The organism is Tunturibacter psychrotolerans (assembly GCF_040359615.1).
In the GTDB taxonomy this organism is placed as follows: Bacteria; Acidobacteriota; Terriglobia; order Terriglobales; family Acidobacteriaceae; genus Edaphobacter; species Edaphobacter psychrotolerans.
In genome coordinates this window covers 5,553,917-5,570,509 of record NZ_CP132942.1, presented here as the reverse complement: position 1 = coordinate 5,570,509, position 16,593 = coordinate 5,553,917, and the positions used below count along the sequence as shown (strand labels likewise).

The following is a 16,593-nucleotide window of genomic DNA, read 5'->3' as shown; positions in this document are numbered from 1 at the left end:
GGCACATCCCCACGCCACCAAACTCAATCTCTACTTCTCCACTAGCTCCCCATCCTTGCTGAAGTAGCTCAACTGCCGGCGATAGCACCGTTGCTTCTCCAGATCAAACGCAATACACGAATCAAAGGGCTTAGAGTACACATGCAAGCTGATACATCCACCCTTGCCCGCGTTTTCAATCTGGTGAATTGTCTGCAGCTTATCCACCGTCACCATCCCGGTCCCTTCCGCACACCCAACCGTCCGCACCTTATCGATTTGAAGCTCCGTCGCACCACCCATGCAATCGATATTCACCACGTTCTGGTTCTGCGGAGCGTTACAGCTCGTATGGTGAAACTCGTGCGTCAGCACCTCACCCTGTGACACCGTCATCCACCCAAGCTGCCCGTTATGCGTATGAATCGCCGTCTTCTGCCCCGGCGACCAGCAGATTGTCATCACCTCAAACAACTCATCCCGATAGATCAAATTCCGCGTATAAAAACTATCCCGCCACCAGATGTAGTGCTGAAGTGCCTCCGCCCGCAGGGTCGTCGCGGCCATATACTCCGCAATCCGATCCTTCGTAATCAGGTCCCGCTCCAGCTCCTTCAGGCCCGCGACAAAATCCCCAACCGATGTATGCAACGGGTGCGTATCATCGATCGTTCTACCCTTGTTCATCATGCTCACCGTACCCGGCACCAGGCTGGCTGCCGTCCCTTTCAAGCATACTCCTGAACCCCCATCGACTCATCTCAACCGCATCGCAACGCCCCACCAGCGGCAAACATAAGCATTCCGTTAATTCCCGCTACAATTCGCCTCTCGATTCCGTCATTTAGGCCAAATCACCCGCAACTGCGGTAAACTAGGAGAGACGCGCACTTCCCCAAAAAAACCATCATCAAGCGCCCAGACAGGATGTAAACCCGAGTGAGCAACTCAACCGCAATAGCTGTTACGCCCATCTTCAACATCGCCATCATCGCCCACGTCGATCATGGCAAAACCACCCTCGTCGACGCCATGCTGCGCCAGTCAGGCACCTTCCGCTCCAACGAAGCCGTCGCCGACCGCGTCATGGACTCCAACGATCTTGAAAAAGAGCGCGGTATCACCATTCTCGCCAAGAACACCGCCCTCTACTACCACGACAACAAGATCAACATCGTTGACACCCCGGGCCACGCCGACTTCGGCGGAGAAGTAGAACGCGCCCTCAAGATGGTCGACGGCGTCGTCCTCCTCGTCGATGCCTCTGAAGGCCCCCTGCCCCAGACCCGCTACGTGCTCTCGAAGGCCCTCGAAGCCGGCCTCACCCCAATGGTCGTCATCAACAAGATCGACCGCCCCGACGCTCGTCCCCAGGAAGTCCTCAACGAAGTCTATGACCTCTTCATCGACCTCGACGCCGACGAGTCCGTCCTCGACTTCCCCGTCCTCTACACCAACGGCAAGCTGGGCACCGCCACCAAGGACCTCACCGTCACCGGCACCGACCTCCAGCCTCTCTTTGAGCAGATCATCCAGACCATCCCCGTCGCCAAAGGCGAGCCCGAGGGCGCCGTCCAGATCCTCGTCACCAACCTCGACTACTCCGACTACCTCGGTCGTCTAGCCATCGGTCGTGTCTTCAACGGCACCATGCGCACCGGCCAGGAGTACAACGTCGCCAAGATCGACGGCACCTTCACCAAACACAAGATCACCAAGCTCTTCAGCTTCTCCGGTCTCAAGCGCACCGACATCGAAGAGACTCAGATCGGTGACATCGTCGCCATCGCGGGCATCCCCGGCATCACAATCGGCGAAAGCTTCTGCGACGTCGAAAATCCCAAGCCGCTGCCGCCCATCATCATCGACGATCCCACTATCGCCATCCAGTTCAATGTCAACAACTCCCCCTTCGCAGGCCGCGAAGGAAAGTTCGTCACCTCGCGCAATCTCCGCGACCGCCTCGACAAAGAACTCCTCACCAACGTCTCGCTCAAGATGCAGGAGACAGGCTCGCCCGACTCCTTCAAGGTCCTCGGCCGCGGTGAACTTCAGCTCGGCATCCTCATCGAGATGATGCGGCGTGAAGGCTTCGAGATGATGGTCAGCCGTCCCGAGATCGTCACCAAGAAGATCGACGACGCCGTCATGGAGCCGGTCGAACACCTCTCCATCGACGTCCCCGAAAACTTCGTCGGCACCGTCATCGAGCGCCTCGGACCAAGAAAAGGCGAGATGGTCAAGATGGTCAATCACGGCTCAGGCCGCGTCCGCATGGAGTTCCGCATCCCCTCTCGCGGTCTCATCGGCCTCCGCTCCGAGATGCTCACCGAGACCCGCGGCACCATCATCATGAACTCCATCCTCGACGGGTACATCGCCTACCAGGGTGAGATTCCGCAGCGTCTCTCGGGTGCTTTGATCTCCGACCGCCAGGGCACCACCACTGCCTACGCGCTCGAAGGGCTTCAGGACCGCGGCGTCCTCTTCGTCTCCGACAGCGTTGAAGTCTACGAGGGCATGGTCGTCGGCGAACACTCGCGCGACAACGATCTCGACGTCAACTGCGTCCGCGAAAAGAAGCTTTCGAACATGCGCGCCTCGGGCTCGGACGACGCCGTCCGCCTCGTGCCCTACAAGCAGCTCACCCTCGAGCAGTGCATCGAGTTCATCGCCGACGACGAGCTCGTCGAGGTGACCCCGAAGTCCCTCCGCCTGCGTAAGAAGGTCCTGCAAGCCAACCGCCGCCCACGCAAGGGTTCCGGCGAATAACTCTGTAACATCTCCACACAGGCTGGATCACTCAAACGGTGATCCAGCCTGTTTATTGTTGTCCCTCAGAACCAGAGTTCTGCCGATCGCATGTTCAAAGGCCCTGTGGCTGAACCGTCCCCAAAAACCTGTCAAGCCCTAAAACCGTCAAAACCCGCGCCAATCCTGAAGATTCGCGTGGCGTATTAGTTATCCTCCAACCGCTATACTGGATAGAGAACTCAAAAAGGCCCGGCCTTTGGTCGGGGCTTTTCTGTTTCAGGCGTCGTAACTCCTTTGTAAAGACGAATTTGCCGCTAACCCTTTTGGAATGACGATTTTGCAGCGAGTCAAAATATGTAAGCAATTGAAAATAAATAACTTAGGCAATGGTACCGGGGGGGGGGGCACCCTCAAAGGTCAGTTTTTGGAAAACGTTTCTATGCGAGACAAAGGCTTGGGGAACATTGCTCGCGCCCTCCATCACCACAAAGTTGTAGTGCAGTTACTAGTGGGTGACTGCATAGTTAGTGTGTCTTCTGTTGCACGAAAGTAACTCGCACCTGAGAAGAAGCCCGGCGAAGTTGAAGAGGCTAATCGAGAGAGGCGTGATCATGTTTCAAAGATATCGAATTGCTTGCGGCACTATTGCGGGGTTGATTGCTTTAGGTGCGACTCCTGTCTTCGCAAACCACGTGGACACCGCCAACGTTACGATTACCTGTAGCTCGTACAGCTTTTCGGTATCGGCCTCCGAGCTTTCACCGGGGACGAAATATGAGATCGCTTACACGTTCGAAACATCGCCTATGGTCGGCCCTCCCATCGTGGGCTCGATACCCCTTACGGCGACTGCGAGCCAGGTCTTCGACGCAACGATCTGGGGCTCGTTCCCTCCGCTGGTAGGTAGTTACACCTTCACCGGAACCGCCTCGCTGGTGGGACATAACACGATTCCGATCCAGTTTTCGCCGACGAGCCTTACCTGTGGCGCTCAACCTCCGCCGCCCAAGACCTCCGGCAAGGGAATCGACACCGAGAGTTTCGACGGGTCTTCGATCGAAGAGGGCAATTACGTGTGGTTCAACGCGAACTTCAGCGTAACGGGCGTGCCCAAAACAGGCGGTGTCATTACCTTCACCAGCTCCAAGATCGTGAACGAAGAGACCGGGTTGCCCTTCATGAATTCGGTTCCTAACGCTCAGATCACCTTCTCGCCGACGGCGACGTGCACTTCCACGACGTTCAGTACGATGACCAATACGTGGCTCACTACTGTTCCCATGAGGGGAGACGACGAGATCTTTCTTACAGGTGTCCCTGTGCCGTCGGCCGGTTTGCGAGGCGGCACGAGGGTGAGCTGGAACGGGACCTTCGACACGGGTGGCATTGCCGGAGTGACGATCAACTGGAAGTGGGGCGCCGCGGTTTATACGTCCTTCGCTAACTACCTCAACGCACTTGAGGTAAAGCCGGGGCATACGAGTGCCTGCGGACAAAACAGCGCGGATCAGGCTGGAACTCCGGAGGGCGTCAACAACCAGAATCGGATGTGGAAGCAGTTTGTGATCGGCGGGGCCACAGGGAGCGGAAGTTCAAATGCGACGGGCTCGTGGGGTAATACGAACACCGTCACTCCAACGACTGCGGTTGTTCCGGGGTCTGGGCCGAAGTAAGAGACCGTATCGATTGCTTCGAATTGGTGGACGGTTCCGGTGCAACGTGAATCTACGTTGCACCGGATGTGCGTTTCAAGAACTGCTCAATTACTTGTGAGTTTTGGCAGTGGCGAAGCGCTTGTTAATCTCGTCCCAGTTCACGGTGTTCCACCACGCGGCGAGGTAGTCTGGCCGCTTGTTCTGGTACTTGAGGTAGTAGGCGTGTTCCCACACGTCGTTGCCGAGGATGGGGTAGTGGCCCTGTGAGATGGGATTGTCCTGGTTTGCCGTGGTGACGATCTTCAACTTGCCGCCTTCGAAGATAAGCCAGCCCCAGCCCGAGCCGAACTGTTTGGCTGTGGTCTCGTTGAACTGCTTCTTGAAGTCTTCGAAGTTTCCGAAGTCGGCCTTGATCTGCGCGGCGATGTCGCCGCTGGGTTCTCCACCGCCCTTGGGCTTCATGATCTGCCAGAACATGGTGTGGTTGACGTGGCCGCCTCCGTTGTTCTGGACGACCTTGCGCACGTCTTCGGGGATGCTGGCGAGGTCTTTGATGAGTTCTTCGGGCGACTTCTTGCCGATCTCGGGGTGCTTCTCTACCGCGCCGTTCAAATTGGTGACGTAGGTCTGGTGATGCTTGTCGTGGTGGAGCTTCATCGTGGCTTCGTCGATGGAGGGCTCAAGCGCCGCGTAATCGTATGGCAAAGGTGGTAGTTCGTAGGCCACAGTAGTTCTCCTGTCGTCGTTCGTTGGTGTCAGTCAGGAGGATCCTGACCGCCTGACTGAGTTCGATGCTGTCCGGAGGGCGCGCGATGCACTCGGGAAGTTCGCCTGACCCTCCAAAATCATAGACTACCTGCGGATTCATCGCCCGTTGACGGAGGAATGTAACCAAGGTCGGAGATTTGCGCTCTAATAGGTACAAATGAACGACCTAACCGCTTCTTACCGTTGGCTTGACGACGATGGACCCGCATTTGGGGCTCCTGGGCTGGAACCTCGCTGGACTTCGAGCGAGAAGGATGCTGTAGCCACCGCCTATGCGGCTTCGAGTCGTGTGTGGTTTACGGTTTCGCACGGAACCTTGAACGAGATCTATTACCCGACGATCGACCGTCCGCAGACTCGCGATATGGAGCTGCTGTTCAGCGATGGCGAGACTTTCATCCACGAAGAGAAGCGCAACTTCGAATATGACTTCCATTACATCGATAGCGCTGCGCCTGCGGTCAGGGTTGTAGCGAGCGATCTGGATGGTCGTTACACGGTGACCAAGGAGTTCATCAGCGATCCGCATCATCCGGTAGTGCTGATGAACGTGAAGATAAGCGGGGATAAAGAGGTTCTGTCGCGGCTGAAGTGCTACGCGCTGCTGGCGCCTCATCTCAACGGTGGCGGAGCGGGGAACTCGGCTCGATCGATCGATGTGGCGGGACAGCGGTGTGTGTTGGCGTGGAAGGGCGAGACCTCACTGGCTTTTGGCGCGAGCTGCGGTTTTATCAGGTCTTCGTGTGGTTATGTTGGCTCCAGCGACGGCTTCCAGAATCTGACACAGGACATGCGAATGAGCTGGCAGTTTGGTCAGGCTCTCGACGGCAATCTCGCCGTTATGGGCGAGATCGATATTGCGGAGAATCCGGAGTTTACGATCGCGATCTCGTTTGGCGACGGTCATCACGCTGCCATTGCGCAGATGATGCAGACGCTGGCGACGCCTTATGCAGATCATCAGAAGCGCTTTGTGGATCAGTGGAAACGGGTGAGCTCGCCGGCGCGGCTGGCGAAGGCGTCGACTGACGGCGGCAAGCTGATGGGGATTAGCCACAATGTGCTGCTGACGCATGAGGATAAGACGTACTCGGGCGCGTTTATTGCGTCGGCCTCGGTGCCGTGGGGAGCGTCGAAGGGTGACTCGGACCTGGGCGGCTACCACCTGGTTTGGACTCGGGATATGGTGCAGACGGCGAGTGCTCTGCTGGCGTGTGGGAGGACCGATACGGCGCTGCGGGCGTTGGTGTATCTGGCGTGTACGCAGAAGCCGGACGGAAGCTTTGCACAGAATTTCTGGATTGATGGGACCCCTTACTGGACGGGGATTCAGCTGGACGAGGTTGCGTTTCCGATCATTCTGGCGTGGCGTCTTTGGAAGCAAAATGGGCTGGGGAATTTTGACGTGTTTCCGTTTGTCGAGCGGGCTGCGGCGTTTCTGGTGCGGTATGCTCCGGTGACACAGCAGGAACGCTGGGAGGAGGCGGCGGGGTATTCGCCATCGACGCTGGCGGCGGTGATCTCCGGGTTGATCTGCGCGGCGGATATTGCTCGGGATCGCGAGTCGGTGGAGTTGGCAGACTATCTGGAGACATATGCGGACTGGATTGAGGCGCATCTGGATGAGTGGACTACTACGACCGAGGGCGTTTTGCATCCGGATGTGAAGTATCATTACATGCGAATCCGTCCGCCAGCCAAGGGGGAGCCGTTTCATGATGTCTCGCTGCCCCCGGGGATGATTCGAATTAATAATCGTGAGCCTGGCGAGAGGAATGTGTTCGAGGCCCGCGAGGTGATCGATGGAGGCTTCTTGGAGCTTGTGCGGTATGGGATTCGGCGGCCGGATGATCCGTTGATCGTCGATTCGCTGAAGGTGGTCGATCACGTTCTGAAGATCGAAACGCCATTTGGAGACTCCTGGCGGCGCTACAACCACGACGGATACGGACAAAAGAAGGATGGCGGCCCGTATGACGGTTCAGGGCAGGGCCGCGCGTGGCCGATTCTGACCGGCGAGAGAGGACACTACGAGCTTTGTGCGGGGAGCGATTTCAGCCAGTACATCAAGGCAATCGAACAGTTCAGTTCGGTTGGTGGAATGCTTCCTGAACAGGTCTGGGACTATTACGATATTCCTTCGAGAGGGATGTATCGGGGTCGATCGGCCGGTTCGGCTCAACCGCTAGTATGGGCTCATGCAGAGTATTTGAAGCTACTGCGTTCGGCGGCCGATGGGCGGGTGTTTGATCGGATCAAGGCTGTGGAAGACCGCTATGCCGTCGCGAATGAAAAGCGCACGTTTAGTAACCATATCGAGATATTCGAGCCAGGCCGGCCCATCTGCTCGCTCCTTTCGGGACACACGCTTCGCATCGTCGACCGGGAGTCTTTTTATGCCGTCTACACGTATGACAACTGGGCGACGACACTCAGGGTCGAATCGCGCTCTGTAGGGTTTTCCGGATCATTTGTGGATATCTCAACGGGAGCCGACCAGATAGGCAAGATCACGTTTACGCTTGCGTACCCGGTAGAGGACCAGCAGGATCGTTGGCTGGGACGAAATATTGATGTTGCTATCAATGCGGTTCCGGCATCTACCAAGGTGTAAGGATGCAGCAAGTCCGGCCCCGCTAGTACACTGTTAGAGTTTGACCAAATCTTCCAGATTCAGCACCGTGAACGGTTCACGAATCTCTCAATAAAAGGTAGAGGAATAATGAGCGAACAGCAGGATTCGAAGCAGCACGAAATTGACCAGATCTCCATCAACGCCCTCCGCTTTCTCGCCGTCGATATGGTGGAGAAGGCAAAGTCGGGGCACCCAGGAGCGCCGCTTGGATGCTCTCCGATCGCTTATCTGCTCTACCACAAGATCATGAAGCACGATCCGTCCGATCCGCAGTGGATCGATCGGGACCGGTTTGTTCTCTCGAACGGACACGCTTCGGCGCTGCTGTACGGTGCGCTTCATCTCTCTGGTTACGATCTGCCGATGTCGCAGCTGGAGCAGTTCCGGCAGTGGGGTTCGCACACTCCGGGGCATCCGGAGCGAGGCGAGGCTCCTGGTGTCGAGGTTACGACTGGACCGCTTGGACAGGGTTTCGCAATGGCAGTCGGCCTGGCGATCGCTGAACGGCATCAGGCTGCGGTTTACAACCGCGATACGTACAACATCGTCGATCACCACACGTATGTGCTCTGCGGTGATGGCGACATGATGGAAGGCATCTCGCACGAGGCTGCTTCGCTGGCCGGAACGCTAGCTCTCGGCAAGCTGATTGTGCTTTACGACGACAACCTGATCTCCCTCGATGGACCGACGGAGCTGTCGTTCACCGAGGATGTGACCAAGCGTTTCGAGGGCTACCACTGGCACGTTCAGTATGTTGCTGATGGAAACGATCTGGTAGCGATTGAGAAGGCGATTCTTGCTGCTAAGGCTGAGACGGCGAAGCCTTCATTGATCCGCGTGCGCACAGTGATCGGTTATGGCAGCCCGAAGGCCGGCACGAACAAGGTTCACGGTGAGGCAATGGGACCTGAGGCAACGAAGGAGACCAAGAAGAACCTTGGTTGGCCTGAGGACAAGAGCTTCTACGTTCCCGACGAGGCTCGCAAAAACTGGGACACGATCAAGCTGCGCGGCAAAGACCTGCATGCTTCGTGGACGGCGGAGTTTGAGGAGTACGCGAAGGCCTATCCGGAACCGTCGGCTCAGTTTGACCGGACGATCAAGGCCAAGATGGCCGAGGGATGGGAGAAGAAGATTCCGACCTTCCCCACTGAGAAGCCGATGGCCACGCGTAACGCCGGACAAGCTGTGATGCAGGCGATTGAGAACGTGGTGCCGGAGCTTTTTGGTGGTGCGGCCGATCTGACTGCTTCCACCAAGACGATCTTCAAAGATTCACCAAGTTTTCATGTGGACCCTGCGGGACGTAATGTGTTCTTCGGCGTGCGCGAGTTCGGCATGTGCGCGGCGGTGAATGGCATGGCAGCACACGGTGGATTGATTCCGTTTGGCTCGACATTTTTTACGTTCTCGGACTACTGCCGCAATGCACTGCGTCTGGCTGCGCTGATGGGCTTGCACTCTTTGTTCATCTTCACGCACGATTCGATCGGACTGGGCGAGGATGGACCGACCCACCAGCCAGTCGAACAACTGATGAGCCTGCGTGTCATTCCTCATCTCACTGACTTCCGTCCGGCGGATGCGAATGAGACAGCGGCTTGCTGGCAGTTGGCGCTGGAGCGCAAGAGCGCGAGCTTCATGGCGCTGTCGCGTCAGGATCTGCCGACGATCGATGCGACGATTGCACGTGCTGGTGCGCGCTTCGGTGCGTACGAAGTGGTTTCGCATGGCAAGGATCTGATCCTCATCGCGACTGGGTCCGAGGTTGGACTGATCACGAAGGCTGCTGAAGAGTTGAAGGCCGCGGGCATCAACGCAACTGTTGTTTCGATGCCGAGCTTCCATATCTACGACGAGCAGAGCGACGAGTACAAAGCGAAGTTGTTGCCGGAAGCTACGCCGAAGCTGGCCGTAGAAGCTGGCGCAACGCTGGGATGGTACAAGTACGTCGGCCATAACGGCGGTGTAATCGGCCTGGATCGTTTCGGTGCTTCATCACCTGGAGCGATCGCTTTGGATAAGCTAGGTTTCAGCGTTGCGAACGTAGTGGAGCACGCCAAAAAGCTGGTGAAGAAGTAGACGAGAAGGCGGGGCTGATTGCCCCGCCTTTTACCGTTTGGCAACATACTCCGTGTCTACTCAAGCCTGATTGCGACTCATTTGCGCCTTGCGGCTAGGCCCGAGCATCTTATCCTGAACACTATGAAGGCTGATTGCAGGAGCGATGTTGCTCGTCGGAGCCGAGCGAATTTCATCGAGTTGGCCCGAGAGACGCAGCCTTTGGAGCATTGGAGATCATGACTCAATCGATTCAACGTGTCTGGTTCATCACGGGAGCGTCCACCGGATTTGGCCGACTCCTCGCCGAAGGGGTTCTTAAGTCTGGCGGTAAGGTCGTTGCGACAGCTCGAAAGCTCGACAAGGTTGCAGATTTAGAAAAACAATATCCGCAGACGGCGAGGGTCTTAGCTCTTGATGTGACCGACGCCGGTCAAGTGGATTCGGCAGTGACCCAGGCGTTTGCGCAGTTCGGCCAGGTGGATGTTCTGGTGAACAATGCGGGCTATGGGGTTGCCGGTGCGATTGAAGAGGTTTCAGAGGCGGAATTTATGCCGATGTTTGAAACCAACGTCTTCGGTCTCTTGAAGGTCACGCGTGCTTTTCTGCCTCATCTTCGAAAGCAGCGCAGCGGACACATTCTCAACCTTTCGTCGATCGGCGGCCTGATCGGCGGCCAGGGCATCGGGATGTACAACGCGACCAAGTTCGCAGTGGAAGGGCTTTCGGAGGCACTGGCTGCGGAGCTTGCGCCACTGGGGATACATGTCACGGTCATTGAACCGGGCCCGTTCCGCACTGATTTTCTGGGCCGCTCTGGAGTGATTGCGAAGACGAAGATCGCGGACTACGACAAGACTGCTGCCAACATGCGGAAGTACTTCGTGGAGAATGATGGGAAGCAGCCGGGCGATCCTGTGCGTGCGGTTCAGGCGATGATTCAGGTCGTCGAAACTCCCAATCCGCCGCTGCATCTTTTGTTGGGTCGTAGCGCGCTGCAACGATTTCGCGGCAAGCTGGATAACTGGCAAAAGGAGATCGCTGCGTGGGAGCAGGTGACGGTCGGGGCAGATTTTCCGGAGGGTAAGTGAGATCTTCCTCGAACATCAAGATCAAGACGATCTTCTGGGATGTAGGTGGGGTTTTGCTTACTAATGGGTGGGATAGAGGCCAGCGGAAGGAAGTTTTGACCAGGCTCGGCGTGGATCTGGCCGATTACGAGTCGCGTCATGAAGAAGCGAACTACTTCTGGGAGCGAGGGCTTTCAACGGCTGAGCACTTCTTCAATCTGACTGTTCTGAATCAAAACCCAAATATCACGTTCAGTGAATTGTGGCCGCAGGTCTGCGCTGAAAGCAAGATCCTTCATCCGGAGAGCTTAGACATTCTTGGGAAGCTCGGCACTTCGAGCCGGTATAAGCTGGCGACGCTGAACAATGAAAGCCGCGAACTGAATGAGCACCGGCTGGATGCTTTTCGACTGAGGCCTTTCTTTGACTATTTCATCTGCTCCGGTTACGTGCATGAGATGAAGCCGCATCCTGAAATCTATCGCGCAGCGATCGAGATCTCGGGTCATCTGGCGGAGACCGCTCTTTTTATCGATGACAACGTTGAAAACTGTATTGCCGCGGGATCTCTCGGCATGCGGGCGATTCGCTTTGAATCACCAACTCAGCTCAGAGATGAGCTTGCACAACTCGGTCTACGCGCCGCATAAGGAAGGAAGATAGATGGAACTGGGAATTATCGGACTTGGCAAGATGGGCTTCAACATGGCAGAACGGCTACGTCTTGCAGGTCATAAGGTCGTTGGCTTCGACTTCAATAAAGACGCGACAGCGAAGCTTACGGCGAACGGTTCGGTGGGAGTGAACTCGCTCGAAGAACTGGTAAAAAATCTTGCTGCGCCCCGCGCGGTGTGGATCATGGTGCCGTCGGGTGATCCGGTCGATCAGACGATTGCGAAGCTTGAGCCGCTGATGCAGAAGGGTGACACGTTTATCGATGGCGGTAACTCGAACTATAAAGATACGCAGCGCCGACATGCAGAGGCGACGAACAAAGGGTTCAACTACGTTGACTGCGGTACTTCGGGCGGCGTGTGGGGTTTGAAAGAGGGTTACAGCATGATGATCGGCGGCGATAAGGAGCCGGTGGAGCGGTTGAGGCCGATCTTCGAGACGCTGGCTCCTGCAAAGAACGAGGGCTGGGGGCATGTTGGGCCCTCGGGTGCTGGTCACTTCGTGAAGATGGTTCATAATGGCATCGAATATGGCATGATGCAGGCGTATGCAGAGGGCTTCTCGATCATGAAAGCGAAGAAGCCTTTGGATCTCGATCTGACGCAGATATCGAAGATCTGGCAGAAGGGTTCGGTGGTGCGTTCGTGGCTGCTGGATTTGACGGCCGATGCGCTGGCGAAGAATCCTACGCTGGATGGGCTGGAGGCTTATGTTCCGGATTCGGGCGAAGGGCGTTGGACGGTGACGGAGGCGATCGATCTGAACGTTTCCGCGCCGGTGATTACGGAGTCGTTGATTCGCCGTATTCGCTCGCGGGAGGAGAATAATTTTACGGATCGCATGATCTCGATTATGCGAGGAGCTTTTGGTGGTCACGACGTGAAGAAGTCGTAGTTTTGCTGGACGTGCGCGGGACGGATCCGGCGCGTACTTTGAACTCCAACGCCTGGCGGTTTATCTGTGGGCACAGCATGGAAGGTTTTGTAAGGAGCAGATTATGAGCACAAGCACAGTACCAGTTGGCGTATCGGCAGCGGCGGCGGATGCCACCAAGAAGGGTGAGCGCATTCCAGAGCCATGCATCGTTGTTATCTTCGGCGCTTCGGGTGATCTTACGAAGCGCAAGCTTCTGCCTGCGCTTTATCACCTGGATCAGTCGGGACTTTTGCCGAAGGATTTCGCGGTGGTCGGTGTTGCGCGTCGCGACCTGAGCGCTACGTTTGGTCCTGATATGAAAGACGGGATTATGAAGGGCGGCGGAGTTGAGGAGAATGATCCGAAGTTGAAGCCGTTTATGGATCGCGTTTCCTACTTTGCGACAGAGTTTGACGATGACGCCGGATTCGACAAACTGAAGGCGCATCTGGCAGAGCTTGATGGCAAGTTCAACACCAAGGGCAATCGACTGTTCTATCTTGCAGTCGCGCCGGAGTTCTTCGCGGACATTACGCGACGTTTGGGCAAGCATGGCATGGCCAAGCCGGAAGCTGGGGATAAGCATTGGGTGCGCGTGATCATCGAGAAGCCGTTTGGCACTGATCTTGAGTCGGCGAGAAAGCTCAACGACGAGATCAACGATGTGCTGGCCGAAGATCAGATCTTCCGTATCGATCACTATCTTGGCAAAGAGACCGTTCAGAATATTCTCGTATTTCGTTTTGGTAACGGGATCTTTGAGCCGGTCTGGAATCGTAACTACATTGACCATGTCGAGATCACGGCTGCTGAGTCGATTGGTATCGAAGGGCGCGGACCGTTTTATGAGAAGGCCGGTGCTGTTCGCGATGTGTTGCAGAACCATGTGATGGAGGTTCTTTCGTTTGTGGCGATGGAACCGCCAGACTCGTTCGAGGCTGGGGCAGTGCGTACCGAGAAGCTGAAGGTGTGGCGTGCGATTGAGGGGATTCCCGTCAACAACACGGTGCGTGGACAGTATGGTCCGGGCAAGGTGGATGGCAAGGACGTTGTTGGTTATCGGCAGGAAGATCGCGTCTCTCCGACCTCGAGCACTGAGACCTTTGCGGCGATTCGGGTTGAGATCGAGAACTGGCGCTGGGCCGGGGTTCCGTTCTATCTTCGCGCTGGGAAGAGGCTGGCGAAGCGCGTGACAGAAGTGACGATTGTCTTCAAACAGCCGCCGTTGCACCTGTTCAAGTCCAACAGCACCGGCGACAACATCGAGCCGAACGTCATCACGATGCGGATTCAGCCCGACGAGGGGATCTCGCTGCAGTTTGGTGCGAAGGTTCCTGGCCCGACGACGAATCTGGCGCAGGTGAACATGGCGTTCAGCTATGCGGATGCGTTCGGCAAGTCGTCGGCGAACGGTTATGAGCGGCTGCTGCTCGATGCGATGCTTGGCGATGCGACGTTGTTTGCGCACCGCGATGGCGTTGAGGCGACCTGGGCGCTGTTTACACCGATCCTCGAGGCGTGGGCCAAGGTCGAAGGCAAGCACTTTCCAAACTACGCAGCGGGCTCCGAAGGGCCGGACTGCGCGGATGAACTTCTGGCGAAGGATGGCCGGAAGTGGCAGCCGCTGTAGAGCTTTCGCGAGACGGCATACTGCAGATCGGATCTCTGATTCTGACAAGACGCCGGTTTTAGTGGTTATGCATCAAAATGTTCGGTTGGACTCCGGAACGTGTGAAACTCGTTCCGGAGTTCATCCGTTTCAAGGGTTGTTCGTACTTCCATTTCACCTTTGCGAGATCCCTATGCCACGTCCTGTTTCGGTCACCTATCGAGTATCACCAACACCGGCGGCCACGGCTCGCGCCGGAGCACAGCTGTTTACGGATGCCGTGGTGAAGGCCGCCGCAGCGCGTGGTTTGGCTCGCATTGCCATCTCCGGTGGCACAACGCCCAAGACGATGTTCGGCCAACTGGCGGATCCTGCTGAGCCGTTTCTGAAGCAGGTACCGTGGGACAAGCTCGAGCTCTATTGGGTCGACGAGCGCTGCGTACCACCTGACAATGCTGAGTCGAACTACCGCATGACCAACGAGGCGCTGCTCTCGAAGGTTCCGCTGGTGGCCGAACGCGTCCACAGGATGGAGGGCGAGCTTGCTCCTGAGGTTGCGGCGGCGCGTTACGAGTCGACGATTCGTAATTCGTTCAAGCTCGAAGGCGCGGAGACCCCTACCTTCGACCTGGTGTTGCTTGGTATGGGTGATGATGGGCATACAGCTTCGCTCTTCCCCCACACCGAGGCGCTGAACGAGATGAGCCACATCGTGGTTCCAAATCACGTTCCTCAGAAGGACACCTGGCGCATCACGCTGACTTGGCCTGTGATCAACCAGGGCAGGGAGGTGGCGTTTCTGATTGAAGGTGCGGGCAAAACGCAGGTGCTGCACGATGTTTTTCTGGGTCCATATCAGCCTGAGGTCCACCCCTCGCAGCTGATTCGACCCGCTAGCGGACAACTGACCCTCTTGCTCGACGCGGCTGCAGCGGCTAAGCTGCCAGCACCGCCGAATTCCGGTTCGACCGGTACCTTGGAGCTCAAATAGATGATTCTCGCTGGTGATGTTGGCGGAACGAAGGTTCACCTTGCACTGTACGACTTCGCAAATGGGCGATTGCACCCGATCCGCGACCAGAAGTTTCCGGCACATGAGTTTGGAAGCCTGGACGAGGTGGTTCTCAAGTTTCTCGCTGGCGATGGGACCAATACAACTCAAGGCAAAGATATTCTTGCGGCTTGCTTCGGATGCCCGGGGCCGGTTCGCGATGGGCGCCTGAAGCTGACGAACCTGCCGTGGATCCTGGATACGCGCGATCTGGTCAAGTCTCTTTCGATTCCTCATATCTCTCTCATCAACGACCTTGAAGCGAACGGTTACGGCATCCCCGAGCTTGCGCCGGAGAGCATCTTCACGCTGCACGATGGCGACCCGGAGGCCACCGGGCATGCGGGCCTGATGGCGGCGGGCACCGGTCTCGGACAGGCGTTGCTGATCTGGGATGGCAAGAAGCATCGTCCGATTCCGTCCGAGGGTGGTCACTCTGACTTTGCTGCGCGGAGCAATCGCGAGATCGCGCTGCTAGAGTATCTGCGCAACACCCTCAAAGGGCGGGTGAGCTGGGAGCGGGTTGTCTCCGGCATCGGAATCAAAAATGTCTATACCTTCCTGCGCGACGTGGAGAAGATCAACGAACCGGGCTGGCTTCACGATCGGATGCTGTCCGAGGACCCGAACGCAGTCATCGGTCAGTGCGCGGAAGACGGCTCGAGTTCGCTGTGCTTCGAGACGATGAAGATCTTCACCGGAGCCTACGGCGCGGAGGCCGGCAACATGGCTTTGCAGGTGCTTGCGACCGGTGGGATGTACCTTGGCGGGGGCATCGCTCCGAAGATTCTGAAGACGCTGAAGAACGGCACGTTTACCCAGGCCTTTATCGACAAGGGGCGGCTGTCGCCTCTGGTTGAATCAGTCCCGGTTCGCGTGATTCTCGACGACACCTGCGCCCTGTTGGGTGCGGCGGCTTACGCAGAGGCACGGGCATCGGAGAACTCTGGCTACTCGGAACGTGCTGCTTCACTTCAATCATCCTAGGGATCGCTTGGGGGGGTGCCCCCCGGGGGTTGGTATAGATAACTATCCTATTTTGAATGGTTTGCTGATTTTACCTCCTGCAAAATCCTCATTTCAAAGGGGTTATAGCTAAATTCGTCCAATCAAAGGGGATAGGTCCTTAAACTCGAAAGACCCCTCTCGGGGTCCTGCCTCTTTCGATCACTGGTTCCATTATAGCTGTGCGAAGGAAACTAATACGCCAAGCCGATGTTGTTGGTACAGAAGGGACTTTCGTTCTTGGGGGCTTGACAAACAATTCGAGGGATGCAAATTTTTGAAGATGCTTCCTTCGCGAAGAAGATCGAGTCAGAGCAGAGAGCCTGCTGCCCGAGTAATCCGGGTTCTTCGACTCATCTTTGTGGACCGCGTTTCCCTAAGGGCGTTTTACCTCACGCAGTTATACTGAACAC

The 16,593-nt window shown here is 56.7% G+C and carries 12 protein-coding genes; 10 read left to right on the top strand and 2 right to left on the bottom strand.

Going from position 1 to position 16,593, the window contains the following annotated elements:
- Window positions 1-30: 30 nt before the first annotated feature.
- On the bottom strand, window positions 31-711 hold the full coding sequence (locus RBB77_RS23385; protein WP_353064103.1) for a cysteine dioxygenase: 681 nt from the start codon (window positions 709-711) through the stop codon (window positions 31-33).
- A 207-nt stretch (window positions 712-918) separates the two neighbouring features.
- Between RBB77_RS23385 and typA the strand changes: the two genes are divergently transcribed.
- Complete coding sequence (gene typA, locus RBB77_RS23380; RefSeq protein WP_353064102.1) at window positions 919-2,751, top strand: translational GTPase TypA; 1,833 nt, start codon at window positions 919-921, stop codon at window positions 2,749-2,751.
- 593 nt (window positions 2,752-3,344) lie between these two features.
- Window positions 3,345-4,406: a hypothetical protein gene (locus RBB77_RS23375; RefSeq protein ID WP_353064101.1), complete on the top strand. Its 1,062-nt coding sequence runs from the start codon at window positions 3,345-3,347 to the stop codon at window positions 4,404-4,406.
- Between the two features lie 90 nt (window positions 4,407-4,496).
- Here the strand turns inward: RBB77_RS23375 and RBB77_RS23370 are convergent, their stop codons facing one another.
- Entirely contained in the window at window positions 4,497-5,114 is a 618-nt protein-coding gene (locus RBB77_RS23370; RefSeq protein ID WP_353064100.1) for a superoxide dismutase, read from the bottom strand.
- 199 nt (window positions 5,115-5,313) lie between these two features.
- Between RBB77_RS23370 and RBB77_RS23365 the strand changes: the two genes are divergently transcribed.
- The 8 genes from RBB77_RS23365 (at window position 5,314) to glk (ending at window position 16,162) form a co-directional block, all read left to right on the top strand.
- Entirely contained in the window at window positions 5,314-7,770 is a 2,457-nt protein-coding gene (locus RBB77_RS23365; protein ID WP_353064099.1) for a glycoside hydrolase family 15 protein, read from the top strand.
- A 108-nt stretch (window positions 7,771-7,878) separates the two neighbouring features.
- A complete protein-coding gene (gene tkt, locus RBB77_RS23360) occupies window positions 7,879-9,876 on the top strand; it encodes a transketolase (RefSeq protein ID WP_353064098.1) in 1,998 nt (665 codons plus the stop codon).
- 218 nt (window positions 9,877-10,094) lie between these two features.
- Window positions 10,095-10,946, top strand: coding sequence for an oxidoreductase (locus RBB77_RS23355; protein ID WP_353064097.1), 852 nt, complete (start codon window positions 10,095-10,097; stop codon window positions 10,944-10,946).
- On the top strand, window positions 10,943-11,575 hold the full coding sequence (locus RBB77_RS23350) for an HAD family hydrolase (protein WP_353064096.1): 633 nt from the start codon (window positions 10,943-10,945) through the stop codon (window positions 11,573-11,575). Before RBB77_RS23355 ends, RBB77_RS23350 begins: the two co-directional genes overlap by 4 nt.
- Window positions 11,576-11,588: 13 nt before the next feature.
- Window positions 11,589-12,494, top strand: a complete 906-nt coding sequence (gene gnd / locus RBB77_RS23345) for a phosphogluconate dehydrogenase (NAD(+)-dependent, decarboxylating) (protein WP_353064095.1) — start codon at window positions 11,589-11,591, stop codon at window positions 12,492-12,494.
- Between the two features lie 103 nt (window positions 12,495-12,597).
- On the top strand, window positions 12,598-14,145 hold the full coding sequence (gene zwf / locus RBB77_RS23340) for a glucose-6-phosphate dehydrogenase (RefSeq protein WP_353064094.1): 1,548 nt from the start codon (window positions 12,598-12,600) through the stop codon (window positions 14,143-14,145).
- Between the two features lie 172 nt (window positions 14,146-14,317).
- Complete coding sequence (gene pgl, locus RBB77_RS23335; RefSeq protein WP_353064093.1) at window positions 14,318-15,115, top strand: 6-phosphogluconolactonase; 798 nt, start codon at window positions 14,318-14,320, stop codon at window positions 15,113-15,115.
- Complete coding sequence (gene glk, locus RBB77_RS23330) at window positions 15,116-16,162, top strand: glucokinase (RefSeq protein ID WP_353064092.1); 1,047 nt, start codon at window positions 15,116-15,118, stop codon at window positions 16,160-16,162.
- The last annotated feature ends 431 nt before the right edge of the window (window positions 16,163-16,593 follow it).

Excerpts from the sequence above, each read along its gene's own strand:
- pgl (WP_353064093.1), top strand. The coding sequence starts at position 14,318 with ATGCCACGTCCTGTTTCGGTCACCTATCGAGTATCACCAACACCGGCG.
- zwf (WP_353064094.1), top strand. The coding sequence starts at position 12,598 with ATGAGCACAAGCACAGTACCAGTTGGCGTATCGGCAGCGGCGGCGGAT.
- RBB77_RS23365 (WP_353064099.1), top strand. The coding sequence starts at position 5,314 with ATGAACGACCTAACCGCTTCTTACCGTTGGCTTGACGACGATGGACCC.
- RBB77_RS23375 (WP_353064101.1), top strand. The coding sequence starts at position 3,345 with ATGTTTCAAAGATATCGAATTGCTTGCGGCACTATTGCGGGGTTGATT.
- tkt (WP_353064098.1), top strand. The coding sequence starts at position 7,879 with ATGAGCGAACAGCAGGATTCGAAGCAGCACGAAATTGACCAGATCTCC.
- RBB77_RS23355 (WP_353064097.1), top strand. The coding sequence starts at position 10,095 with ATGACTCAATCGATTCAACGTGTCTGGTTCATCACGGGAGCGTCCACC.
- glk (WP_353064092.1), top strand. The coding sequence starts at position 15,116 with ATGATTCTCGCTGGTGATGTTGGCGGAACGAAGGTTCACCTTGCACTG.
- gnd (WP_353064095.1), top strand. The coding sequence starts at position 11,589 with ATGGAACTGGGAATTATCGGACTTGGCAAGATGGGCTTCAACATGGCA.